Here is a 23574-nt window from a genome sequence, read left to right on the forward strand (position 1 = left end):
TCATAATCTATTGAACAATCTGCTTGCGTGGAGCGCTCCAATGGTCGAACCGAGATCGTCATATCTGATTGCCGCGCTTCTTGCGGTTACGACGCTCGCCACGCCTGCCATGGCCGGCGCCGGCATTGAGGTGACGATGAATCAGGCCAAGATCGTGAAGCTGTCGCGCCCGGCCGATACCATCGTGGTCGGCAACCCGGCAATCGCCGACGCTTCCGTGCAGGATGCCTCGACCATCGTTCTCACCGGCAAGGGCTTTGGGGTCACAAATCTCGTCATCCTCGATCCTGCCGGCAAGCCGATCATCGATGAGCAGGTTACCGTGGTGCGCCAGGATGCCTCCTCGGTGCGCATCTATCGGCGCGCCGAAATACAGACCATGTCTTGTACGCCCTATTGCGAAAGCTCCTACAAGAGCGATGCGGAGAAGTCGTCGGAAGCAGAGATGAGCATCGGCCGCTAGACCCGGCCGCAGCGTTCGGCCCGAGTTACCATCCGGTTAAAGCGCCCGCGCCGACTTTATCGATCATTCAAACCGGACCTAAATTGGTTTCCGCTAATGCTCCATGCGAGACCGCATAGAGATCGGCAGGACCAGGCATGGGCATGGAATTCCACCTTACAGGCGAGCGGATGGCACGGCGCCCGAGGGCGCTCACTCGCTTCTTTCGCGACCGCCGCGGCAGCACGGCATTGGAATTCGCCATTCTCGCGTTGCCGTTCGCGCTGCTTGTCTTTGCCATTCTGGAAAGCTGCATTTCCTTTGCCGGCCAGGAAGTGATGGCCAACATTACCGACGATATCGCGCGCCAGTTGCGCACCGGCCAGTTGAAGCCCCCCGACGTCGCCGGCACCAAGCTAAGAGACAAGATCTGCAGCAGGCTGGAGATCATCGTCTCCCAGGATTGCCCCAATCTGCTGCTGGTGGACCTTCGCCAATACGCGACCTTCGCAGACGCCGCTTCGGCGAGCTTTCAGATCAAGAACGGCGAGGTCGTGCTGATGCAGGGCGCCAACCCCCAGCCCTTCGCGATCGCGCCGGGCTTAGCGGAAACCAAGAATATGCTGCGGGTCTTCTACAAATGGCCTGTCATGACCGACCTGATGGCTAAATCAATGGCCAATTTGAATGGCGGCAAGACCCTGCACTTCGCATCGGTCACCTGGCAGAACGAGCCGTTCGACAACTGAATCCGCTGCAGAAGTACAATAAGAAAAAGGGCAATGGCATGATGCGTGCGGGGGCACATTCTGGAATTATGAAAGTCTTGCAGAAAGCGGCCCGGTTCTGTTCCGATCGAAGCGGCGTCGCGGCGGTCGAATTCGCCTTTATCGTGCCGATCCTTCTGATCATGTATTTCGTGACCATGGAGGCCTCGCAAGCCGTCGAGACGAGCAAGAAGGTCAGTCGCATCGGCAGCATGGTCGCCGATCTCGTCACCCAGCAGCCGAACATCACGAGGGCGGATCTCGATGCCATCATGAAGATCGGGACATCCGCTCTTCAACCCTATAATCGTTCACTGCCGAACATCACCATCACGGCAATACAGGTTACGACCGATGCGACGCCGAAGGTAAACGTGGTATGGTCGCGCAAGGTGGTCAATGGCGTCTACAGCACCCCCATCACCCTGCCCGCAACAACCACGGTACCGACATCGCTCAAGGTCGCCGGCACCTTTCTTGTCCGCGTGGAAAGCCAGCTCGGATACAGGCCGGTCATTACTTGGGCTGCGGGTAGCCAGCAAAGTCTTGGCCTGACCTCGGCTTTCAACAGCATATCAATGGACGAAACCTACTATCTGCGTCCTCGCAGAAGCCTGACAATCCCCTGCGGCGATTGCTGACGGGGCTCATGGCCGCACGCCGCCGTTCGAAACACGACCACAGCGGCCATTGTGTCAACAGGAACCGCACAAGCGGTCCGGGCGGATCCCAGGGTAGGTCGGTCCGTATTCTGGACTCAATCCCAAGCCCGGCATCATCGCTTCGCAAGCGCATCATGGAAACGGATCAATACGGAGCCCCGGTTTTCCACGATAAGCCAATACCGTCTGGCTTGCGAATTGCCATTGCGGCCGAGGGACCCTATGTCTGCTCGTCCAAACTGGCTACAACCCGCTCATGGCCCGCGCTTTCCTCCTTGTCCTGGATTCCTTCGGCATCGGCGGCGCGGCTGACGCCGAGCGCTATGGCGATGCCGGCGCCAACACATTCGCACATATCGCGGAAGCCTGCGTGGAGGGCCGGGCCGACCGCGAGGGGCTGCGCAGCGGGCCGCTATTTGTCCCTCACATGGCCTCGCTGGGGCTAGGCAAGGCCGTCGAGACGGCGACGGGGCTGGGCTTCGACACCAGCGGGACGCATCTGCTCGCGACGGCCTTCCATGGGGCGGCTCAGGAGGTTTCCAGCGGCAAGGACACGCCATCGGGCCATTGGGAAATCGCCGGCCTGCCGGTTCGTCTCGATTGGGGCTATTTTCCGGACACGGTTCCCGCTTTTCCGGAAGCGCTGACAGAGGCGATCATCCGCGAGGGCAAGGTGCCGGGCATCCTCGGCAACTGCCACGCATCGGGCACCGAGATCATCGAGCGGTTCGGCGAGGAGCATATCCGTACCGGCAAACCGATCTGCTACACCTCGGTGGATTCGGTGCTGCAGATCGCCGCCCACGAGGTCCATTTCGGGCTGGAGCGGCTTTACGAATTCTGCCGGGTCGTGCGCGCACTGGTTGACCCGCTGAGGATCGGAAGGGTAATCGCGCGGCCGTTCTTGGGCGAGACCGCGGCGACGTTCGAGCGGACGTACAACCGCCATGACTACGCCGTGCCGCCGCCCGAGCCGACCTTGCTCGACCGGCTGACAGCACGTGGAAGCCGCGTCATCGCGGTCGGCAAGATCGGCGACATCTTCGCTCATCGCGGTATCTCGAAGATACGCAAGGCCGCCGGAAACATGGCCATGTTCGATGAGGCGCTGAGTGCGATGGATGAAGCCGGCGACGGCGATCTCGTCTTCGCCAATTTTGTCGATTTCGACACCGAGTTCGGCCACCGCCGCGACGTCGCGGGATATGCGGCGGCGCTCGAGGCCTTCGACCTGCGGCTGCCGGAGGCGTTTGCCAGACTGAAGCAGGGCGATCTTCTCATCTTGACCGCCGACCATGGAAACGACCCGACTTGGCGCGGGACCGACCACACGCGCGAACGCATTCCGGTCATTGGAACCGGGCCTGGTTTGAAGGGCGGCGACATAGGACTCAGGACGACATTCGCCGACATCGGAGAAACCGTGGCCGAGCATCTTGGGCTGACGGCCGGCCGCTACGGTTCTTCTTTCCTTGCGATGATCAGCAAACATGCCTGAACTGCCGGAGGTCGAAACGGTCAGGCGTGGACTGCAGCCGGTGCTGGAAGGCGCCACCATCATGCGCGTCGAAGCGCGACGGGCGGACCTGCGCTTTCCCTTCCCGGACAAGTTTTCGCTGCGGCTGACGGGCAAGACCATCACCACGCTCGGCCGCCGAGCCAAATATCTGACGTTGGACCTGGAAGGCGGGCCGGTGTTGATCTGCCATCTCGGCATGTCGGGATCATTCCGCATCGAGACGGAGGATGACAGCCACATGCCCGGCATCTTTCATCATGACCGCTCGAAGAGTTCCAGTCACGACCATGTGGTCTTCCACGTCGCCTCGCCTGCCGGCGCGCGATCCCGCGTCATCTTCAACGATCCGCGCCGCTTCGGTTTCATGCTGTTCGCCGAAGGCGCGGCGGAGGACCATCCGATGCTGGCCGGGCTCGGGGTCGAGCCGACCGGAAACCGACTGGACGGGGCGCTGCTCGCGTCCTTGATGAAGGGGCGGCGATCACCGCTGAAGGCAGCGCTTCTCGACCAGAGAGTGATCGCCGGGCTGGGCAATATCTATGTCTCGGAAGCCCTGTGGCGTTCCAGCCTGTCGCCATTGCGGGAGGCGGGTACGATCGCCAAGCCTGGAAAGAAGGCCAAGGCCCAGAGCGAAGGGCTGGCCGAAGCCATACGGGCGGTCATAGCGGACGCCATCGCGGCCGGCGGCTCCTCACTTCGGGACTACATGCAGACCGACGGTTCTCTGGGCTACTTCCAGCATTCCTTCGCCGTCTACGACCGCGAAGGCGAGCCTTGCCCGAAGCCCGGCTGTGGCGGCCACATTGAGCGCATCGTGCAGAGCGGACGATCGACCTTCTATTGCCGGACCTGTCAGCGGTGAGCTAGACGAGGATCGAGCGAGGAGAAGCAACCATGGCCTATGAAACGATCATCACCGAGACACGCGGCAAGGTTGGTTTGGTCACGCTGAACAGGCCGCAGGCGCTCAACGCCTTGAACTCGCGCGTTCTCACCGAACTGGTGGCGGCGGTGAAGGATTTCGGCGCCGACCCGAATATCGGCGCCATGGTCATCACCGGCTCAGAAAAGGCCTTCGCCGCAGGCGCAGACATCAAGGAGATGCAGTCGATCTCCTATGTCGATGCTTACGCCCAAGATTTCTTTGTCGGCTGGGAAGAACTGACACGTGCGCGAAAGCCGATCATAGCCGCCGTTGCCGGCTATGCGCTTGGCGGGGGCTGCGAGCTGGCCATGATGTGCGATTTCATCATCGCGGCCGACACCGCGAAATTCGGGCAGCCGGAGATCACGCTTGGTGTGATCCCGGGCATGGGTGGATCGCAAAGGTTGACCCGCTTCGTGGGAAAGTCGAAAGCGATGGACATGTGCCTGACCGGGCGGATGATGGATGCGGCCGAAGCCGAGCGTTCGGGCCTGGTCTCACGCGTGGTGCCCGCGGGCGCGCTGGTCGAGGAGGCGGTCAAGGCTGCGGCCAAAATCGCCGATTTGTCGCTGCCGTCGGTGATGATGGCAAAGGAGGCCGTCAATCGTGCCTATGAGACGACGCTGACCGAAGGCTTGCGCTTCGAGCGGCGGCTGTTTCATTCGCTGTTCGCGCTCGAGGACCAGAAGGAGGGCATGGCGGCCTTCGCCGAGAAACGGAAACCCAATTTCACCAACCGCTGAAGTGTGAAGCCAAGCTCGCCGAGCGGTCAAAAAGAAGGGCGGGCGGCGTTGACGCGCCGGAAAAGCTGAACTATAAGCCGCACCAACCGAGGCGGCCCCGTTGCTGCCCGTTTGTTTTTTGCGCCCTGCGGCACCCCGCATGCGCTCACCAGATCAGAAGAGAGGCATCATGGCCAATACATCCTCGGCCAAAAAGGCAACGCGCAAGATCGTCCGCCGTGCGGCGATCAACAAGAACCGCCGTTCGCGTGTCCGTACCTACATCCGCCAGGTCGAAGAGGCGCTTGCCTCCGGCGACAAGGCCGCCGCGCAGGCCGCCTTCAAGGTTGCAGAGCCGGAATTGATGCGCGCCGCGACCAAGGGCGTGATCCACAAGAACACAGCGTCCCGCAAGGTGTCGCGTCTAGCCCAGCGGCTCAGGGTGCTGTCGGCCTGATAACGTCTTCCTGGACTACCTTTCTGAAAGCCCGGCCGATTGCGCCGGGTTTTTTCGTTTGCCGGCAAGTACTTAAAATGAATGCTCGGAAATGTCTCCGGCCTCGGATTTCGGCATCCGAAATGCTTTGCCGGCACAACCGCTGTCGGTGATCGCCAAATAGCCCTGAACCAGGCTCGCGCGAAAAACCCGTCCCTCAGCAATAGTCCATGTTTTTCAGACAGTTACGGATGGTCATCCACAGCCTGTCCACATCCAGCCGGGGCGATCGGGGACAAGTCGCTGTCAAGCGAATTATTTCAGAAAATTTCGCCGCGCGCCGACGTTTTCATATTCGCCGGAAAAGGGTTTGAATCCCAATGGCTTTGTCAGAATGTACCCTTGGGACATGTCATGACAAGCTGCGTTCAGGAAGCAGATTCCTTAAAAATCGGTTAGGGGTGGCCTTGCCCTATCCACAGCGATTTCGGTAATGTCGGTCTATCGAAAGGGACGGGCCTGAGGCCCTTAACCCAACCTGAACTGGCCAGCTTAAATTGGCGGGAGTTGCAACGCGGATCAAGTCCGCGAACGGGTTTGGTTTGTCTTTTTCGGTACGGTAGGGGACTGGCGTAACAAGACATGGCAGGTAGGCAGCGCGCCGGCGCTTTTCGCCGGAAGGCTTTGTATTGCCCTGACATACGCGATGCGGACTGGCCCACCGGCCGGCACCGGCTCCCCCATATTGGCGATGGCGTTTGTCGGCGGCGGCAAGGGACATCGTAGCGAAGACGAAGTTGCCGGAACAAGGATGCTGGAGGCGCATCCCCGGCGCGAAACTGGTACGGAAAGGCAAGGAAGAACCATGCAGAGCGGCATTGAAAGGGAGCTTACGGGCGACCTCCCATTTCCTGGAACCTTGATCGGAGCAAATGACATGATGGTCTCCAGCGACGCAGAACAGAAGTTCGACAGGGTCAAGGCCCAGTTGAAGGCGCGTCTGGGCACAGAGGTCTATTCGAGCTGGTTTGGCCGCATGAAGGTCGCCGAGGCTTCCAAGGGCATCGTCCGCATCTCGGTGCCCACCGCTTTCCTGCGCTCATGGATCAACGGTCATTATCTCGACCTCATGTCGGAGCTTTGGAAGCAGGAAGACGCCAATCTGCTCAAGATCGAGATCGTCGTTCGCACCGCGACCCGCCAGGGGCGCGGCCAGCCGGAGCCTGACCTGGCACCAGCACGCAAGATGACACGGCAAACGCAGACAGCGCTTGCCGCCGGCACCGTCAGCCCCGGCCGCGCCGAGCGGACGCCGCCTCCGCGCCCGGGCGCGCCGGTAGAGACAGAGTTCCGGCACAATGTGCTCGGCTCCCCGCTTGACCCGCGCTACACATTTGGCTCCTTCATCGAGGGACCGTCCAACAGGGTGGCCTTCGCTGCCGCCAAGGCCGTAGCGGAATCGCAGTCGAGCGCGGTGCGCTTCAACCCGCTTTTCCTTCACGCGACCGTCGGGCTGGGCAAGACTCACCTGCTGCAGGCGATCGCGGCGGAATCGCTGAAACAGAATCCCAAGTCGCGCGTCGTCTATCTCACGGCCGAATATTTCATGTGGCGCTTCGCCACCGCGATCCGCGACAACAATGCGCTGACGCTCAAGGAGCAGTTGCGCGACATCGACCTTTTGATCATCGACGACATGCAGTTCCTGCAGGGCAAGTCGATTCAGCATGAATTCTGCCATCTGATCAACATGCTGCTCGACAGCGCCAAGCAGGTGGTCGTTGCCGCCGACCGGCCGCCTTCCGAACTGGAGTCGCTCGAGCCACGTGTGCGCTCGCGCCTCAATGGCGGCGTCGCACTCGAAATGTCGGCGCCCGATTTCGTCATGCGCCTCGGCATGCTCAAACTGCGCCTCGCCACGGCCAGGGTCGACGACGCCTCGCTGGACATTTCCGAAGAAATTCTCAACCACGTCGCCCGAACCGTTACCGGAAGCGGTCGCGAGCTCGAAGGCGCCTTCAACCAATTGCTTTTCCGCCAGTCCTTCGAGCCGCAGATCACCATCGACCGTATCGACGAGATCCTCGGCCATATCTACCGGACAGGCGAGCCCAAGCGGGTGCGGATCGAGGATATCCAGCGCATCGTGGCGCGCCATTACAACGTGTCTAAGACCGAATTGCTGTCCAACCGGCGCACGCGCACCATCGTCAAGCCGCGGCAGGTCGCCATGTACCTCTCGAAGGTCATGACGCCGCGTTCGCTGCCCGAGATCGGACGGCGCTTTGGTGGTCGCGACCACACCACCGTGCTGCACGCCGTGCGCAAGATCGAGGACCTCTCCGGCAATGACAACACGCTGGCGCAGGAACTCGAGCTGTTGAGACGGCTGATCAACGACCAGGCCTGATCGCTTCGGAAAGCTGACCCGGAAGGCTTTTGGAAATCAGCGGGTTGCCTGTGCGGCCTGGAGGGCCGCACGGACCTGTTCGACCCCTTGCGGGCGGCCCGGAATCGGGATTGATCAGCCGGGCACGTGGACTTCGTGCTCTTTATCCCCAGAAAGCCCGGGGAGCCGGCCCGAACCGAGCGCGCGGGCTTGCGTTTGCTGGTTTTTTCCTGTCAGTTTAGGCAGATTCTGAGCCTGTCAGACCTTTCGCGGGACGCCGATCGCCGGAGCCCCGTCATTCATTCAAGCGAGCCTGTTTCGTCATGCGTGTTATCCTGGAACGGTCAAATCTCCTGAAGTCGCTCAACCACGTCCACCGCGTGGTCGAACGACGCAACACCATTCCGATCCTGTCCAATGTGCTGCTCAGTGCCGAGGGCGCCAGCCTCGAAATGAAGGCCACTGACCTCGACCTCGAGGTGACGGAAGCGACGCCGGCCAAGGTGGAGCGCGGCGGAGCGACGACGGTTCCCGCGCATCTGCTCTATGACATCGTGCGCAAGCTCGCCGACGGCGCCGAGGTGATGCTAAAGACCGATGAGGACGGCAATGCCATGACAGTGGCGTCCGGCCGGTCCAGCTTCCGTCTCCAGTGCCTGCCGCAGTCGGACTTTCCAGAGCTGTCGGCCGGGTCGTTCTCGCATATCTTCCGGCTCGACTCGGTTGCCCTTAGGGGCCTGATCGAGAAGACCCAATTCGCCATCTCCACCGAAGAGACGCGCTATTATCTGAACGGCATCTATCTGCACACGCATGAGGTTGGGGGCAAGCTGAAGCTGCGCTCGGTGGCCACCGACGGGCACCGCCTGGCGCGCGCCGAGATCGACGCGCCGGCGGGCTCGGAAGGCATGCCTGGGATCATCATTCCGCGGAAGACGGTGAGCGAGCTGCAGAAGCTGGTCGACGATCCGGACGTTCCCGTGACCACTGAATTGTCCGACACCAAGATCCGCTTCACCATCGGCAGCGTGGTCCTGACCTCGAAGTTGATCGACGGCACCTTCCCGGACTATCAGCGGGTCATTCCGACTGGCAATGACAAGAAGCTGATCATCGACCGCCAGAGTTTTGCCGCTGCCGTCGACCGCGTTTCCACCATTTCCTCGGAACGGGGCCGCGCGGTGAAGCTTTCGATCAGCGACGGCCAGGTGACGCTTGCGGTCAACAACCCGGACTCCGGCAGCGCCACCGAGGAACTGGCCGCCGACTACTCGTCTGACCCGATCGAGATCGGCTTCAACGCCAAATACCTGCTCGATGTCGCCGCGCAGCTGACCGGTACGGAAGCCAAGTTCATGCTGGCGGATGCCGGTTCACCGACGCTGATCCATGACATGGCCGATGAGACAGCGCTTTACGTGCTGATGCCAATGCGGGTGTAGCGCGGCGTCGTCGGCAGAGCCCGGCGGCGAGACCGGCAGCGGAACAATGGCGACTTCTACAGGCGGATAGCGGTTGCCGGCACAGACCCATATAAGTAAGCTTATACTTACCAATTTTCGTAACTATGCGACATTGGCGGTCGATCTCGCCCCCGGCGCCGTGGTATTTTCCGGGGATAACGGGGCAGGGAAGACGAATCTCCTGGAAGCGATCTCCTTACTGACTCCGGGCCGCGGTCTGCGCCGCGCGCCTTACGCCGATGTCGCCCGAGAGGGTGGCGACGGCGGCTTTGCACTACACGCCCGGCTCGATGGGCCCGAGGGTCAGATCGAGATCGGCACAGGCGTTTCAGTTGCAGACGGCGAAGGCGGCAGACGCGTTCGCATCAATGGCGCCGCAGCCCGATCGGCCGATGACATGCTTGAGTGGCTGCGTGTGGTGTGGCTGACTCCGGCCATGGACGCGCTCTTCACCGGTCCGGCGGCCGACCGCAGACGCTTTCTCGACCGGCTGGTCCTGGCGATCGATCCCGGACACGGCCAGCGGGCCCTGGACTACGAAAAAGCCATGCGAGGCCGTAACCGTCTACTTACCGAAGGCACGCGAGACGATCGCTGGTTCGAGGCGATCGAAACACAGATGGCCGAAACTGGCGTTGCCATTGCGGCGGCGCGCGCCGAATTGGTGCGTCTGCTCGCCGCCATGATCGATCGACTGCCCGAAACAGGTACGTTCCCGCAAGCCGATATCAGTCTCGCGGGGGATCTGGAAAACGAGGTTTCCACCGCGCCGGCAGTTGATGTGGAGGAGCGGTTTCGCAGGGCGCTTGCTGATGGCCGTGACCGTGATCGTGCCGCTGGACGGACGCTCGAAGGCCCGCACCGCTCCGACCTCGTTGTCCGGCACCGTCCCAAGGCAATGCCGGCCGAGCTTTGTTCGACAGGCGAACAGAAGGCGCTACTGGTCGGCATCGTCGTGTCGCACGCCCGGCTGACCGGTGAAATGTCGGGCATGACTCCGATCCTGCTTCTCGACGAAATCGCGGCCCATCTGGACGGCGGCAGGCGTGCGGCATTGTTCTCGATCCTGGAGGAACTGAACTGTCAGGCGTTCATGACGGGAACCGACGCGGCGCTGTTTTCCAGTCTCAAGGGACGTGCCCAATTCCTCACCGTCGACCATGGCAAGGTCGAGCCGACCGAAGACTCCTGACAAGGGTACCCGGTCACTATATGATCCGACTATGACCTCAGCCGCCCTGACCGAAGACGAAATCGAACGTTATGCCCGCCACATCGTCTTGCCGGAGATTGGCGGCGCCGGCCAGCAAAAACTGAAGCAGGCGCGGGTGCTGGTCATCGGCGCGGGTGGGCTGGGTGCGCCGGTTCTGGAATATCTGGCCGCCGCCGGCGTCGGCACGCTCGGCGTGGTTGACGACGACACCGTGTCGCTCTCCAACCTGCAGCGCCAGGTCATTCACGGGACCGACAATTTGGGCATGCTGAAAACCGAAAGCGCCAAGGCGGCCCTCGCCCGCATCAATCCGAACGCCAGCGTCGAGGCGCACACCATGCGGCTGACGGAGGGCAACGCTCCCACCCTGGTAGCCCGCTATGACATCGTCATCGACGGCTCGGACAATTTCGATACCCGCTATGCGGTTGCGGACGCCTGCGAGCGCGAAAAGAGGCCATTGGTGCACGCCGCCGTCGGCCGCTTCGACGGCTCCATCACGGTGTTGAAGCCATTCGAGGACGGCAAGGACGGCAAGCCCAACCCGAGCTATCGCGACCTTTTTCCAGAACCGCCGCCGGCTGGCCTTGTCCCGTCTTGCGCCGAAGCCGGGGTGCTTGGCGCGCTGACCGGCGTCATAGGCACCCTGCAGGCCATGGAGGCGATCAAATTGATCACTGGCATCGGCGAGCCACTCATCGGCCGCCTGCTGCTCTATGATGCGCTCGCCGCCCGCTTCGACACGATCCGGTACAAGTCCAGGGAATAGGCTGTAGACCGTAGGGATTAGGACGTCCGCCTGTTCGCCGCTGCCTGATGTCTGCTCGCTAAACTCTGGCCGGCAGCACGCGATCAGGGGGCCGGTGGCCGTCGACGAAGGCGCGAATGTTGATGATGACCTTCTCGCCCATGTCAATGCGCCCCTCGAGCGTCGCAGAGCCCATATGCGGCAGCAGCACGACCTTGTTCCTGGCGGCAAGCTTGAGCAGCTTGCCGTTCAGCGCCGGTTCGTGTTCGTACACATCCAGTCCAGCTCCGGCGATCTTGCCGTCCTGGATCAGCTTGACCAGAGCCTCTTCGTCGATGATGTCGCCACGCGCCGTGTTGACGATATAGGCTGTAGGCTGCAGCAGAGCCAGCCGCCGAGCCGAAAGCAGATGGAAAGTGGCGGGCGTCGACGGGCAGTTGACCGAGATGATGTCCATGCGCGCCAGCATCTGATCGAGGCTTTCCCAATAGGTCGCCTCCAGACTGTCCTCAACCGCCGGCAGCACGCGATGGCGGTTGTGATAATGAATCGACAGGCCGAAAGCCTTGGCCCGTCTAGCCACAGCGGTACCGATGCGGCCCATGCCGACAATGCCGAGCCGTTTGCCCCAAATGCGGCGCCCGAGCATCCAGGTGGGCGACCAGCCGGCCCATTTCTTGTCCCCGGTGAGCACGTTGGCCCCCTCAGCCAGCCGCCGCGGCACCGCCAATAGCAGCGCCATGGTCATATCGGCCGTATCCTCGGTCAGCACATTCGGCGTGTTGGTGACGGTGATGCCTTTCTTAGCTGCAGCGGCGACGTCGATCTTGTCGACGCCATTGCCGAAATTGGCGATCAGCTTGAAGTTGTCACCGGCCTGGGCGATGAGGGCCGCGTCGATCCGGTCGGTGACCGTAGGGACAAGAACGTCGGCCTCCTTGACCGCGGCGACCAGTTCCGGTTGCGTCATCGGCCTGTCCTCTACATTCAGCCGGGCATCGAAAAGCTCGCGCAGGCGGGTCTCGACCGGGTCGGGAAGCTTTCGCGTGATGACCACGAGAGGCTTTTTTTTGCCTGCCATTGTTTCCCTCGTTGAGACCTCTTTAACCAAGACCGGCGAAACTGAAAGCCGGTCGCGGTGCCGATTATCCATGTAACAAGCGGTGCCGCCGAAGACAAAGAAAAAGGGGCGCCGACGCCGGCAGGCAAGCGCCGAAAGGAACGAAAGTGTCTGGTTTCGCGTCGCTTCGCCTGACCCTGAGCGCGGCATTTCTCGGCGCTCTCCTCCATTCCCCGCTAGCGGCGGCGCAGAGCGCGGCGGCTCCTGCGCAAAGCGTCGTCACGCTGGGGCCGAGCGGCTTGCCGCTGCCACGATTCGTCAGCCTGAAATCCGGCCGCGTCAATTCCCGGGTCGGCCCGGGCGCCAACTACTCGGTCGACTGGATGTACATGAAGGCAGGCTTGCCCATGGAGGTCATCCAGGAATTCGATACATGGCGCCGGGTGCGCGATGCCGAGGGTTCCGAGGGCTGGATCAACCAGTCGCTGCTTTCGGGCCGGCGCACCGCCATCATCGCCCCATGGCAACGCGGCAAGGGCGCCCAGATCAATCTTCTGCGCAGTCCCGACAAGGATGCCAGCGTGGTGGCGATCGTCGAGCCCGGCGCCATGGGCACGATCAAGGCCTGCGACGGCCAGTGGTGCGAAATGACGCTCGACGGTCAAACTGGATGGCTTGCCCAGTCAGCTGTGTGGGGCGCCTATCCGGGCGAGCGGGTCAAGAACTGATCCTACCATCCGTCTGACCACGGCTGCGTCGAGCCTGCAGGACCGTTCGTGGCTCAGCGCCCGATACGACCGAGGTGAGTGTCCTGAAAGCCGCTCGGCAGCTTCAGGCCATAGCCCAGCGCGCGGTCGATGGCGATGTGCGCGATCCATATCAACGCGACCGCGATTGCTACGACATGGCCGGACAGATGGCCGAAGAGCAGCAGCAGCAGCGGCACGATCAGGATATGGAAGGCATTGTAGGCAATGGCGCCGATGCGCCGCCCAGCTAGGTAACCCAACATCGACACATCCGGCGCGAGGATGAGTGCCGCGAAAAGCCACCACGAAACGCCGGTCGATCCATAGAAAGCAAAGGCAGCGACCGCCAAGACGCTCCATTCGAGCAGGATCGTCAGCTTTGGTCATTCAGGACGTTTGGGGCGCAACCTCACCACGATGTCGACATTAGCGATCTCCATCCCCTCGGGCGGTTCCGGCAGGTTGGTCACCGTGACTGGCCCATTGGCGATGTCGAATATTCGGTTCTCGCCTTCTATGAAGAAATGATGATGGTCCGATGTGTTGGTGTCGAAATAGGTTTTCGCGCCCTCTACGGCGAGGATGCGCAGCAAGCCGGCCTGGGTGAACTGGTGAAGGGCGTTGTAGACGGTCGCCAGCGACACCGGCACACCGGCGGCGAGCGCTTCCTCGTGCAGTTCCTCGGCCGACAGATGGCGGTCGCCCTTGGCAAAAAGCAGGTCAGCCAGTGCGATACGCTGACGCGTCGGCCTCAGGCCGGCTTCACGCACCCGCTTGTCCACAGCGACATTTTCCTTCCGGCAGCCCAGGTCCATCTCTTCGTCCAAGCCCACAGTTCCGCCCAATGGCGCGCGCAGGACGGCAAAAAAATGAATGCCCGCCCAAACCAGAGCCTCGCCGACATATATTCTGTCGTCCGAATGCGATCAATAGCGCGCATTGACCCAGGCAGACTGGCGGGTTAAGCGCAAACGCCGGTTTCCGGCCTGAAACGGATTGTGTTAGGAAGCCAGCGGGAAGGGCGCATGATTGCCCAGGACGACGTGGGGACGAGATTGATGGCAGGTTCGAAATCCAGCTACGACTATGAAGACTTGCTGGCCTGCGCCCGCGGCGAACTGTTCGGACCGGGCAATGCCCAATTGCCGTACCCGCCCATGCTGATGTTCGACCGGATCACCGAGATCAGCGAGACAGGCGGCGCCTTCGACAAGGGCTTCATCCGTGCTGAATTCGACATCAAGCCGGACCTGTGGTTCTTCGCTTGCCATTTCATCGGCAATCCGATCATGCCGGGGTGCCTAGGCCTCGACGCCATGTGGCAGTTGACCGGGTTCTATCTCGGCTGGCTGGGCGAGCCGGGCAAGGGAATGGCGCTGTCGACCGGCGAGGTCAAGTTCAAGGGCATGGTGACGCCTGCGGTGAAGAAGGTCGAATATGGCATCGACTTCAAGCGCGTGATGCGCGGCAGGTTAGTGCTCGGCATCGCCGATGGCTGGCTGAAAGCGGATGGCGAACCCATATACGCGGCAACCGATTTGAAGGTCGGTCTGTCCAAGCAGTCGGCGGTCGCTTGATCGCGGGCCTTCTGGCCAGCATCCCTGGAAGGAGTTGCGAATGAGACGTGTCGTAGTCACAGGCCTCGGCATCGTGTCGTCGATTGGCAACAATGCCAACGAGGTGCAAGCCTCGCTTCATGATGCCAAATCGGGCATCAGCTTTTCCGATTCCTTCGCCGAGCATGGTTTCCGGTGCCAGGTCTGGGGCGCGCCGACGCTCGACCCGTCGGGCATGATCGATCGCCGTGCGATGCGCTTCCTGTCGCAGGGGGCCGCCTGGAACCACGTCGCGATGGACCAGGCGATCGCGGATGCCGGGCTCGGCGAAAGCGATATCACCAATGAGCGGACCGGCATCGTCATGGGATCGGGCGGACCTTCCACCCGCACCATCGTCGAGGCTGCCGAAACCACGCAGAAGAACGGCAGTCCAAAGCGCATTGGCCCGTTCGCGGTGCCGAAAGCAATGTCGTCGACGGCCTCGGCGACGCTTGCCACGTGGTTCAAGATCCACGGCGTCAATTATTCGATCTCGTCGGCCTGCTCGACCTCGGCGCATTGCATCGGCAATGGTTATGAACTGATCCAATGGGGCAAGCAGGACATTGTCTTTGCCGGTGGCCATGAGGATCTCGACTGGACCATGTCGGACCTGTTCGACGCCATGGGCGCCATGTCGTCGAAGTTCAATGATAAGGCATCGACCGCCTCGCGCGCTTATGACGCCAATCGCGACGGATTTGTCATCGCGGGCGGGGCTGGCGTGCTGGTGCTTGAGGAGCTTGAGCACGCCAAGGCACGCGGCGCCAAGATCTATGCCGAGATCGTCGGCTACGGCGCGACTTCGGATGGCTACGACATGGTAGCCCCATCGGGCGAAGGTGCGATCCGCTGCATGCGCCAGGCGATGGCCACGGTTTCCGCGCCGATCGATTACATCAACACCCACGGCACCTCGACGCCAGTCGGCGACTCCAAGGAGATGGGTGCCATCCGCGAGGTGTTCGGCGAGAAGATGCCTTTCATCACTTCGACGAAATCGCTGACCGGCCATTCGCTCGGTGCAGCCGGCGTCCAGGAGTCCATCTACTCGATCCTGATGATGCAAGGCGGCTTTATCGGCGAAAGCGCCCATATCGAGACCCTCGATCCCGAGTTCGAGGGCATGCCGATCGTGCGAAAGCGCATCGACAACGCCACGATCGACACTGTTTTGTCGAATTCGTTCGGTTTCGGTGGCACCAACGCAACGCTGATTTTCCAGCGCTACTCCGCATAAGGCCGGCCTTTTTAACAGGATTGCCAACATGGACGGATTGATGAAGGGCAAGCGCGGGCTTGTCATGGGTGTCGCCAACGACCACTCGATCGCCTGGGGCATCGCCCGTAAATTGGCCGAACACGGGGCTGAACTCGCTTTCACCTATCAGGGCGACGCCTTTGGTCGTCGCGTCAAGCCGCTTGCCGACAAGCTCGGCGCCGATCTGGTCGTGCCGTGCGACGTGGAGGATAGTGCTTCGGTCGCCGCCACCTTCGAGAGCCTCGGCGCCGCCTGGGGCGGGCTGGATTTCGTCGTCCACGCCATCGGCTTTTCCGACAAGAATGAGCTGAAAGGCCTTTATGCCGACACCAGCCGGGACAATTTCGTCCGCACCATGGTGATCTCCTGTTTTTCCTTTACCGAGGTCGCCCGTCACGCCGCCGGCCTGATGAAGAATGGCGGCTCGATGATCACCCTGACCTATGCGGGCTCCGTCCGCGTCATGCCCAATTACAATGTCATGGGGGTTGCAAAGGCCGGTCTTGAGGCCAGCGTGCGCTATCTCGCCAATGATTACGGTCCGCGCGGCATCAGGGTGAATGGCCTTTCGGCCGGACCGGTCCGCACCCTGGCGGGGGCCGGCATTTCGGATGCGCGTCACATGTTCTCCTACCAGCAGCGCAACTCGCCGCTGCGCCGCACCGTGACCATAGACGAAGTCGGCGGCTCGGCCCTTTACCTGCTGTCCGATCTTTCCTCCGGCGTCACCGGCGAAATCCATTACGTCGATTCCGGCTATCATATCGTGTCCATGCCGACCCTTGACGAGTTGAAGCAGACCGACAGCGCCCGGGAATAAGGCTTCCGGTAAAATTGGATGCATTGGCGGAAACCCATTTTAAGGAGGTGTCCGCTAGAAGGACCCCTACCCTTGGGGACCTTTGAATGGCAGCAGTCAGCAACCCGAAGCGCACGCCGGCGTTCAGGCTGCTCACCATCGCCAGTTCAGGCGTCGGCGGTTTCGTTCTCGGACTGTGGGCCCTCAAGCTCCATATCGGCGAGGGGCTTGCCGGCATATCGATAAGCACGACCTTCGCGATCACGGCCGCGCTCTGCGCGCTGGCCGCCTCCGGAGCGGCGATGTCTTTCTTTGCCGGCGTCGACGAATCGACCGAATTCGTCTTCAACGAAACCCGTTTCGACAAGCTGACCGGCCTGTTGGCGCGACCGGCGATGGTCGACACGATCGCCGAAGCGGCACGCACGACAATCCGGACCGGCGACCCAATGTTTCTGATCGACATCGACATCGACCGGTTCAAGCAGATCAACGATGCGATCGGCTACAGCCAGGGCGACGAATTGATCCGCGCTTTTGCCCAGCGGCTGAAGGCGTGCGTGCCCACGCGCGCGGTGATCGGGCGCATCGGGGCGGGCGAATTCGCGGTGCTGCTGCCAGACAATCAGGTCAGCGGATCGTTGGAGAGTGCCGTCGAGACGCTGATCGAAGAGATGATGGAGCCCTATGAACTCAGCACCCATCTGCAATCGGTCAATATGTCGGTGGGCATCGTCGCGATCCCGAAGGACGGCCTCGATCCGGTCCTGATCCTGCGTCGCTCCAATCTGGCGCTGCAGGATGCCCGGGCCAGCGGAGTCGGCAACTGGTCATTCTTCCAAGCTGAAATGGGCAGGCGCGCCGACCATCGCCAGTGGGTCGAATCGGAGTTGAAGACTGCGCTGGAGCGTGGCGACTTCGATCTGCACTACCAGCAGCAATTCGACCTTCGAACCGGGCGCGTGGTTGGGTATGAGGCGCTGATCCGCTGGCTGCACCCGGAACGCGGCATGATCGCGCCGGTTGAATTCATTCCGATGGCCGAGGAAACGGGGATGATCGGTCCGATCGGCGAATGGGTGCTTCGCAGGGCCTGCCACGATGCCCGGCATCTGCCAGATGAGTCGTTTGTCGCGATCAATATTTCCCCCATGCAGTTCATGACCAAGGACTTCGTCGGCATCGTGCGAGACACGATCATCGCCACCGGCATAAAGCCGTCGAGGCTGGAATTGGAGGTGACCGAGTCGGCGATGATGCAGGATCATGAGCGCGCCGCTTCCATCCTGCGGGAGCTTTCCGAGATGGGCATCTGCGTCGTCATCGACGATTTCGGCACCGGCTATTCCAACCTCAGTTACCTCATCGATTTCCCATTCGGCAAACTCAAGATCGACCGCTCCTTCGTCAACCGCCTGGATACCGATTCCAGCTGCAGCGCGGTAGTCTCGACCATCGTCGGGCTCTCACGCGCGCTCGGCGTCGGCATCATTGCCGAGGGCGTAGAGACGGACAGCCAGGCAACGCTGCTTCGGGCAGCCGGCTGCGAAGTCGTTCAAGGCGATCTTTTCGGCCGGCCCGCGCCGCTCCGGATCCGGTCTGACGACCGGCATTCCGACGACAATATGCTGCGCCTCGCCGCTTCGCATTGAGGGCCTACAATGGCCCTTTAGGGACATGCCCTACCGACGCGCTGACAGGACCTTGAACATGCCGTCACGGGCGAGTTCGGCGAAGCTGGAGAAGGCAGCCGACAGGATCTTCTCATAGGGAAGTTGGCGGTTCGCCACCATGAACAGCCGGCCGCCGGGCTTCAAGGCCTTGGCCGCGGCGCGGATCATGCCGGCGCCGATCTCCGGTTCGGCTGCACGACTGCGGTGGAATGGCGGGTTCATGACGATAGCGTCATAGCGGCGCTCGACGGCTTCGCTCAGCAGGTCGGTCCAGAAGAAACGCGGCTTCGCCGTGGTGGCGGCGCCGAGATTGGGCTTGGCCGCCTCAAGCGCGTCGAAATCCGCCTCATAAAGGTCGAGCCCCGACAGGCCGGGGAAGCGTTCTGCGACCTCAGCCGCCACATAACCCCAGCCGGCGCAGAAATCGGCGACGGAGCAGCGCAGGTCGCCCGGCAGATTGTCGACCAACAATTTCGAGCCCACATCGATACGGTCGAAAGAAAACATTCCCGGCGCGGTGTGGAAACGGCCTTCGACCAGCAAAGGGGGATTAGCGGTGCGCAGGGTTTCCGCAGCGGCCGTGTCGGACGGGCGACGGAACCAGAAGGCGACGCCATGATATTTCGGCAGGTGACCGTCTAGCGGCAGAAGCTCCTCGATGCGCCTGCGCAGACTGGCAACGCCTTCATCCTTGCCGCCGGCGATGACGACCAATCCACCCGGCGTCAAGCGATCGATGGCCTCGGCAATGCGCAGCTCGTTTTGCCCGCGATGGCGGCCGGCGAGCACAAGCGCGGCGTCGAAGCCTTCACCCTGGGCGCGTTGCGTGACGGTAAAGCCCCCCGACTGCAGCGCAAGGAAGTACGGCCGGAAGCCTTGCACCAGATGCAGCGTGGCTTCGAAGCCGTCCGGCAGACGAAAGCCGGGCTCGGCGCCCAGAAACAGGATCCGCTCGCCCTGTCGCGGCAAGGCGACAGCCTCCGCCTCGAACGGATGAAAAAGCGTCTTCAGCGCCTCTGCGGACATCGCTGGTATTCCCTGCTTCATGCATGCCGGTCTCCACGGAGCGAGAGTGACATGCATTAAACGAAAACGGGCGCGACATGCGCCGCGCCCGTTTTTAATTTCAGTGTCGGGCCGATCAGGCGGCGTTTTCTTCGCTTTCGGTCTTCTTGTCGCGAGCGAGTTCCTTGCCGGTGGCCTGGTCGACGACCTTCATCGACAGGCGAACCTTGCCGCGCTCGTCGAAGCCCATCAGCTTGACCCAGACCTTGTCGCCTTCCTTGACGACGTCCGAGGTCTTGGCGACCCGGTCGTTGGCAAGCTGCGAGATGTGGACGAGGCCGTCACGCGGACCGAAGAAGTTGACGAATGCGCCGAAGTCGGCGGTCTTGACGACCGTGCCTTCGTAGATTTCGCCGACTTCCGGCTCGGCGACGATGGTGTGGATCCACTTCTTCGCCGCCTCGATCTCCTTGGCATTGGATGAGGCGATCTTGACCGTTCCGTCATCCTCGATGTTGATCTTGGCGCCGGTCTTCTCGACGATCTCGCGGATGACCTTGCCGCCCGAACCGATCACGTCGCGGATCTTGTCGGTCGGGATGTGCATGACCTCGATGCGCGGCGCGAATTCGCCGAGCTCCGAACGCGCGCCGGTCAGGGCGTGGGCCATTTCGCCGAGGATATGCAGACGACCGTCCTTGGCCTGGCCAAGCGCGATCTTCATGATTTCCTCGGTGATGCCATCGATCTTGATGTCCATCTGCAACGAGGTGATGCCACCTTCGGTGCCGGCAACCTTGAAATCCATGTCGCCGAGATGATCCTCGTCACCAAGGATGTCGGAGAGAACGGCGAACCGCTCGCCTTCCTTGATCAGACCCATCGCAATGCCGGCGACCGGCTTTGCCAGGGGAACGCCGGCATCCATCAGCGCCAGCGAGGTGCCGCAGACGGTCGCCATCGACGACGAGCCGTTCGACTCGGTGATCTCCGAGACGACGCGCAGCGTGTAGGGGAACTGGTCGGTGCTCGGCAGCATCGGCCGGATGGCGCGCCAGGCGAGCTTGCCGTGACCGATTTCGCGGCGGCCCGGCGAACCCATGCGGCCGGTCTCACCGACGGAATAGGGAGGGAAATTGTAGTGCAGGAGGAACTTCTCCTTGTACATGCCGGTCAGCGAATCGACATACTGCTCGTCCTCGCCGGTGCCCAGCGTGGCAACGACCAGCGCCTGGGTCTCGCCGCGGGTGAACAGTGCCGAGCCGTGGGTGCGCGGCAGAACGCCAACTTCGGAGACGATCTTGCGGACGGTCTTCAGGTCACGGCCGTCGATGCGCGAGCCGGTGTCGAGAATGTTCCAGCGCACGACCTTTGCCTGGAGTTCCTTGAACACCGAGCCGATCTGCTCGGAGGTGTACTTGGCGTCCTGGCCTTCGGCGGGGGCAAATGCGGCCTTGACCTTCGCCTTGACGGCGTCGACGGCGGCGTAGCGCTTCTGCTTGTCGACATTCTTGTAGGCGGTGCTGAGTTCGTCACCAACGATCTTCAGCATCTCGGCCTCAAGGGCGGACGAATCCGGCGCGGTGAAGTCGCGCGGCTCCTTGGCGGCAACTTCGGCCAGCTTGATGATGGCGTCGATGACCGGCTGGAAGCCCTTGTGGCCGAACATGACGGCACCGAGCATCAGCTCTTCGCCCAGTTCCTTGGCTTCGGATTCGACCATCAGCACGGCGTCGGCGGTGCCGGCGACAACGAGGTCGAGCTTGGATTCCTGCATCTCGTCGACATGCGGGTTGAGCACGTACTCGCCGTTGATGTAGCCGACGCGGGCGCCGCCAACGGGGCCCATGAACGGAACGCCCGAGAGCGTCAGGGCAGCCGAAGTGGCAACGATGGACAGGATATCGGGGTCGTTTTCGAGATCATGCTGGACGACGGTGCAGACGATCTGGGTGTCGTTCTTGTAGCCGGCGGCGAAGAGCGGGCGGATCGGGCGGTCGATGAGGCGGGAAACCAGGGTTTCCTTTTCGCTCGGACGGCCTTCGCGCTTGAAATAGCCGCCCGGGATCTTGCCGGCAGCGTAGGTCTTTTCCTGGTAGTTGACGGTCAGCGGGAAGAAATCGAGGCCGGGCTTCGGCTCCTTCATCGACACGACGGTGGCGAGAACCTTGGTCTCGCCATAGGTCGCGAGCACAGCGCCGTCGGCCTGACGCGCGATCTTGCCGGTTTCCAGGATGAGCGGACGACCGCCCCACTCGATTTCCACTTTGTGGTAGTTGAACATATCTTGTCCTTAATAAGCGGAAAGGGCCGCGCCCTTTCACGGTGCGCGGATGCCCTTTCCCTGGCTTCCTTTCTCGGGCAGCCACGGGCAAGACAACGGGAAGCTCGGGTAATTTCGGCGCGGGATAAGCGCACGAGCGTCCTGCAATCCTGCCCCATGACCGTCCATGGGTGGTTTCGAGTGGCCCTGTGCACGCTCGAAACCAGGTCTGCCAATCGATGCGACTGGCGGAATGTGCGACCGGCGGGCTCTCCTTCGAAAGCCCGCCGGTCAATTCGTCAACGGCGCAGACCGAGCTTCTCGATCAGCGTCTGGTAGCGCGCGTCATCCTTGCGCTTGAGATAGTCAAGCAAGCTGCGGCGCTGAGAGACGAGAGCGAGCAGACCACGGCGGGAATGGTTATCCTTCTTGTGGTCCTTGAAGTGATCGGTCAGGTTCTTGATGCGCTCGGAAAGGATGGCCACCTGGACTTCCGGAGACCCGGTGTCGCCCTTGGCGGTTGCGAATTCGCCCATCAATTCCTTCTTGCGCTCGGCGGTAATCGACATCGTGTTTTTCCTTATCTGTTTGAGGAAACGGGTCGCCCTCAGCCGGGATGTCGTCCAGCAGGGGCCGGTGCAGGCAAAGCGTCTGGCGCTATGCTGCGGCGCGTATAGTGCAATTCGGACAAAAACACCAGCCCAATCTACAAGCCGGCTTGCCAAGGCGACCTCGCAAGTCTTGCCGTCGCTACAACCACTTCTTCCATTTGAAGAAAGCAATCAGTGCCAGTGCGACGAGCGCCATGAACAGCAACGACAGGGGATAGCCGTAATAGGCTTTCAGCTCCGGCATGTTCCAGGGAGAGGAGGCCGGGTCGAAATTCATGCCCCATACGCCAACCAGGAAGGTGAGCGGCATGAAGATCACGGAGACGATGGTGAGATAGCTGATGACGTCGTTGGTGCGCGCCTGGCTCAGCGAAAGGTGCATCTCAATCAGCCCGGTCAGCATGTCGCGCTGGGTCTCGACCAGTTCGATCAGCCGCAACGCATGGTCGAGCGTGTCGTTGAGAAAGACCTTAGTTTCCGCCTTCACATAGGTCACATCGTTGCGGATCAACGTCGCCAGTGCATCACGCATCGGCCAGAGCACGCCCTTCAGCACATTGGCATCGCGGCGCAACCCATGCAGTTGGCGCATCTGATGCTTTTGAGGGGTGTTCAGCATCTGGTCCTCGATGCTGTCGACCATGTCGCCCGCCGCCTCGACAGGCGGGAAATAGCTGTCGACGATGGCGTCTATCAGCGCGTAGGCGAGGTAATCGGAGCCGCGAGCGCGCAACCGGTTGGGCGCCGAGCTCTCGATGCGCTTGCGCACCGGGTCGAACGGATCGCCTTCCCGCTCCTGGAAGGTGACGACGAAGTTCTTGCCGAAGAAGACGCCGATCTGCTCGTAGCGGTGGGAGGTGATGTCGTCGATCATTCTGACAACGACGAAGGCATGATCCTCGAAGAAGTCCACCTTTGGCCGCTGACCGGTGTTGACAACGTCCTCCAGCGCCAGCGGATGCAAATTGAAGATCCGACCGATCTCCTCGATCAACTCGATATTGGCGAGGCCCGTGCAGTCGAGCCAGATCACCGGCCATTTCTCGCAATTGGCGTGGACGTCATCGATGCTGGCGTTCTCGATCGTCTTGAACTTCTGGGGCGAGATCAGGGTCAGGCGCAATTCCGAGCGACGCGCCGTGGGATCGGCAATCAGCGTGCCTGGCGAAGCGCCGACCGGCGGCCGCCTTGTCCTGACCGGGGTGCGCTTGCCGTCGATATCAGCGTTTGCCATGAGTCCTCCGACGCGACGTCTCGCCGACATTAATC

Annotated in this window: 23 protein-coding genes; 16 read left to right on the forward strand and 7 right to left on the reverse strand. The window is 61.8% G+C overall.

Annotated elements, in window-relative coordinates; genetic code table 11:
- Positions 1-40 precede the first annotated feature (40 nt).
- The 11 genes from LB513_RS20040 to LB513_RS20090 all read left to right on the forward strand — a co-directional run bounded on the left by LB513_RS20040 (position 41) and on the right by LB513_RS20090 (position 11307).
- The gene (locus LB513_RS20040; protein ID WP_224665251.1) at positions 41-463 is read left to right on the forward strand and encodes a pilus assembly protein N-terminal domain-containing protein; all 423 of its coding nucleotides are present in this window, start codon (positions 41-43) and stop codon (positions 461-463) included.
- A gap of 137 nt (positions 464-600) precedes the next feature.
- Positions 601-1191 carry a TadE/TadG family type IV pilus assembly protein gene (locus LB513_RS20045; RefSeq protein WP_411962728.1) on the forward strand — a complete coding sequence of 197 codons (591 nt, stop codon included), beginning with the start codon at positions 601-603 and terminating at the stop codon, positions 1189-1191.
- A gap of 38 nt (positions 1192-1229) precedes the next feature.
- Positions 1230-1850 (forward strand): TadE/TadG family type IV pilus assembly protein, encoded by a 621-nt coding sequence (locus tag LB513_RS20050; RefSeq protein ID WP_224665253.1) that lies wholly within the window; start codon positions 1230-1232, stop codon positions 1848-1850.
- A gap of 277 nt (positions 1851-2127) precedes the next feature.
- The gene (locus tag LB513_RS20055) at positions 2128-3369 is read left to right on the forward strand and encodes a phosphopentomutase (protein WP_224665254.1); all 1242 of its coding nucleotides are present in this window, start codon (positions 2128-2130) and stop codon (positions 3367-3369) included.
- Positions 3362-4252 (forward strand): bifunctional DNA-formamidopyrimidine glycosylase/DNA-(apurinic or apyrimidinic site) lyase, encoded by an 891-nt coding sequence (gene mutM, locus LB513_RS20060; RefSeq protein WP_224665255.1) that lies wholly within the window; start codon positions 3362-3364, stop codon positions 4250-4252. Before LB513_RS20055 ends, mutM begins: the two co-directional genes overlap by 8 nt.
- A gap of 32 nt (positions 4253-4284) precedes the next feature.
- Positions 4285-5058 (forward strand): enoyl-CoA hydratase, encoded by a 774-nt coding sequence (locus LB513_RS20065; RefSeq protein WP_224665256.1) that lies wholly within the window; start codon positions 4285-4287, stop codon positions 5056-5058.
- 169 nt (positions 5059-5227) lie between these two features.
- Entirely contained in the window at positions 5228-5494 is a 267-nt protein-coding gene (gene rpsT, locus LB513_RS20070; RefSeq protein ID WP_224665257.1) for a 30S ribosomal protein S20, read from the forward strand.
- Between the two features lie 916 nt (positions 5495-6410).
- Positions 6411-7883: a chromosomal replication initiator protein DnaA gene (gene dnaA / locus LB513_RS20075; RefSeq protein WP_224665258.1), complete on the forward strand. Its 1473-nt coding sequence runs from the start codon at positions 6411-6413 to the stop codon at positions 7881-7883.
- A gap of 302 nt (positions 7884-8185) precedes the next feature.
- Entirely contained in the window at positions 8186-9304 is a 1119-nt protein-coding gene (dnaN, locus tag LB513_RS20080; protein WP_224665259.1) for a DNA polymerase III subunit beta, read from the forward strand.
- A 73-nt stretch (positions 9305-9377) separates the two neighbouring features.
- Entirely contained in the window at positions 9378-10517 is a 1140-nt protein-coding gene (gene recF, locus LB513_RS20085) for a DNA replication/repair protein RecF (RefSeq protein WP_224665260.1), read from the forward strand.
- A 31-nt stretch (positions 10518-10548) separates the two neighbouring features.
- Positions 10549-11307: a molybdopterin-synthase adenylyltransferase MoeB gene (locus LB513_RS20090; protein WP_224665261.1), complete on the forward strand. Its 759-nt coding sequence runs from the start codon at positions 10549-10551 to the stop codon at positions 11305-11307.
- Between the two features lie 58 nt (positions 11308-11365).
- Here the strand turns inward: LB513_RS20090 and LB513_RS20095 are convergent, their stop codons facing one another.
- Positions 11366-12367 (reverse strand): 2-hydroxyacid dehydrogenase, encoded by a 1002-nt coding sequence (locus LB513_RS20095; protein ID WP_224665262.1) that lies wholly within the window; start codon positions 12365-12367, stop codon positions 11366-11368.
- A gap of 146 nt (positions 12368-12513) precedes the next feature.
- On the opposite strand from LB513_RS20095, the gene LB513_RS20100 reads away from it, so the two are divergent.
- Positions 12514-13074, forward strand: a complete 561-nt coding sequence (locus LB513_RS20100) for an SH3 domain-containing protein (protein ID WP_224665263.1) — start codon at positions 12514-12516, stop codon at positions 13072-13074.
- Positions 13075-13127: 53 nt separating this feature from the next.
- Here LB513_RS20100 and LB513_RS20105 read toward each other — a convergent pair whose 3' ends face one another.
- The gene (locus LB513_RS20105; protein ID WP_224665406.1) at positions 13128-13472 is read right to left on the reverse strand and encodes a DUF4260 domain-containing protein; all 345 of its coding nucleotides are present in this window, start codon (positions 13470-13472) and stop codon (positions 13128-13130) included.
- A 6-nt stretch (positions 13473-13478) separates the two neighbouring features.
- Entirely contained in the window at positions 13479-13910 is a 432-nt protein-coding gene (gene irrA / locus LB513_RS20110) for an iron response transcriptional regulator IrrA (RefSeq protein ID WP_224665264.1), read from the reverse strand.
- Between the two features lie 243 nt (positions 13911-14153).
- Here irrA and fabA point away from each other — a divergent pair, with 243 nt between their 5' ends.
- The 4 genes from fabA to LB513_RS20130 all read left to right on the forward strand — a co-directional run bounded on the left by fabA (position 14154) and on the right by LB513_RS20130 (position 18405).
- Positions 14154-14672 (forward strand): 3-hydroxyacyl-[acyl-carrier-protein] dehydratase FabA, encoded by a 519-nt coding sequence (gene fabA, locus LB513_RS20115; RefSeq protein WP_224665407.1) that lies wholly within the window; start codon positions 14154-14156, stop codon positions 14670-14672.
- Positions 14673-14712: 40 nt separating this feature from the next.
- Positions 14713-15933, forward strand: a complete 1221-nt coding sequence (gene fabB / locus LB513_RS20120) for a beta-ketoacyl-ACP synthase I (protein WP_224665265.1) — start codon at positions 14713-14715, stop codon at positions 15931-15933.
- 28 nt (positions 15934-15961) lie between these two features.
- Entirely contained in the window at positions 15962-16774 is an 813-nt protein-coding gene (gene fabI, locus LB513_RS20125; protein WP_224665266.1) for an enoyl-ACP reductase FabI, read from the forward strand.
- 86 nt (positions 16775-16860) lie between these two features.
- Positions 16861-18405 (forward strand): putative bifunctional diguanylate cyclase/phosphodiesterase, encoded by a 1545-nt coding sequence (locus LB513_RS20130; RefSeq protein WP_224665267.1) that lies wholly within the window; start codon positions 16861-16863, stop codon positions 18403-18405.
- Positions 18406-18435: 30 nt separating this feature from the next.
- On the opposite strand, the gene LB513_RS20135 is transcribed toward LB513_RS20130, so the two are convergent.
- The 4 genes from LB513_RS20135 to corA all read right to left on the reverse strand — a co-directional run bounded on the left by LB513_RS20135 (position 18436) and on the right by corA (position 23539).
- Positions 18436-19452 (reverse strand): class I SAM-dependent methyltransferase, encoded by a 1017-nt coding sequence (locus LB513_RS20135; protein WP_224665408.1) that lies wholly within the window; start codon positions 19450-19452, stop codon positions 18436-18438.
- Positions 19453-19567: 115 nt separating this feature from the next.
- Positions 19568-21715, reverse strand: coding sequence for a polyribonucleotide nucleotidyltransferase (gene pnp, locus LB513_RS20140; protein ID WP_224665268.1), 2148 nt, complete (start codon positions 21713-21715; stop codon positions 19568-19570).
- 278 nt (positions 21716-21993) lie between these two features.
- The gene (gene rpsO, locus LB513_RS20145) at positions 21994-22263 is read right to left on the reverse strand and encodes a 30S ribosomal protein S15 (protein WP_006337962.1); all 270 of its coding nucleotides are present in this window, start codon (positions 22261-22263) and stop codon (positions 21994-21996) included.
- A 181-nt stretch (positions 22264-22444) separates the two neighbouring features.
- Entirely contained in the window at positions 22445-23539 is a 1095-nt protein-coding gene (gene corA / locus LB513_RS20150) for a magnesium/cobalt transporter CorA (protein WP_224665269.1), read from the reverse strand.
- Positions 23540-23574 lie beyond the last annotated feature (35 nt).

The organism is Mesorhizobium sp. ES1-1 (assembly GCF_020164785.1).
Taxonomy (GTDB): Bacteria; Pseudomonadota; Alphaproteobacteria; order Rhizobiales; family Rhizobiaceae; genus Mesorhizobium.

Coding starts and splice junctions, on each gene's coding strand:
- LB513_RS20040 (WP_224665251.1), top strand. CDS start 41: ATGGTCGAACCGAGATCGTCATATCTGATTGCCGCGCTTCTTGCGGTT.
- LB513_RS20045 (WP_411962728.1), top strand. CDS start 601: ATGGGCATGGAATTCCACCTTACAGGCGAGCGGATGGCACGGCGCCCG.
- LB513_RS20050 (WP_224665253.1), top strand. CDS start 1,230: ATGATGCGTGCGGGGGCACATTCTGGAATTATGAAAGTCTTGCAGAAA.
- LB513_RS20055 (WP_224665254.1), top strand. CDS start 2,128: ATGGCCCGCGCTTTCCTCCTTGTCCTGGATTCCTTCGGCATCGGCGGC.
- mutM (WP_224665255.1), top strand. CDS start 3,362: ATGCCTGAACTGCCGGAGGTCGAAACGGTCAGGCGTGGACTGCAGCCG.
- LB513_RS20065 (WP_224665256.1), top strand. CDS start 4,285: ATGGCCTATGAAACGATCATCACCGAGACACGCGGCAAGGTTGGTTTG.
- rpsT (WP_224665257.1), top strand. CDS start 5,228: ATGGCCAATACATCCTCGGCCAAAAAGGCAACGCGCAAGATCGTCCGC.
- dnaA (WP_224665258.1), top strand. CDS start 6,411: ATGATGGTCTCCAGCGACGCAGAACAGAAGTTCGACAGGGTCAAGGCC.
- dnaN (WP_224665259.1), top strand. CDS start 8,186: ATGCGTGTTATCCTGGAACGGTCAAATCTCCTGAAGTCGCTCAACCAC.
- LB513_RS20090 (WP_224665261.1), top strand. CDS start 10,549: ATGACCTCAGCCGCCCTGACCGAAGACGAAATCGAACGTTATGCCCGC.
- LB513_RS20095 (WP_224665262.1), bottom strand. CDS start 12,367: ATGGCAGGCAAAAAAAAGCCTCTCGTGGTCATCACGCGAAAGCTTCCC.
- irrA (WP_224665264.1), bottom strand. CDS start 13,910: ATGGACCTGGGCTGCCGGAAGGAAAATGTCGCTGTGGACAAGCGGGTG.
- fabA (WP_224665407.1), top strand. CDS start 14,154: ATGGCAGGTTCGAAATCCAGCTACGACTATGAAGACTTGCTGGCCTGC.
- fabB (WP_224665265.1), top strand. CDS start 14,713: ATGAGACGTGTCGTAGTCACAGGCCTCGGCATCGTGTCGTCGATTGGC.
- fabI (WP_224665266.1), top strand. CDS start 15,962: ATGGACGGATTGATGAAGGGCAAGCGCGGGCTTGTCATGGGTGTCGCC.
- LB513_RS20130 (WP_224665267.1), top strand. CDS start 16,861: ATGGCAGCAGTCAGCAACCCGAAGCGCACGCCGGCGTTCAGGCTGCTC.
- LB513_RS20135 (WP_224665408.1), bottom strand. CDS start 19,452: ATGTCCGCAGAGGCGCTGAAGACGCTTTTTCATCCGTTCGAGGCGGAG.
- pnp (WP_224665268.1), bottom strand. CDS start 21,715: ATGTTCAACTACCACAAAGTGGAAATCGAGTGGGGCGGTCGTCCGCTC.
- rpsO (WP_006337962.1), bottom strand. CDS start 22,263: ATGTCGATTACCGCCGAGCGCAAGAAGGAATTGATGGGCGAATTCGCA.
- corA (WP_224665269.1), bottom strand. CDS start 23,539: ATGGCAAACGCTGATATCGACGGCAAGCGCACCCCGGTCAGGACAAGG.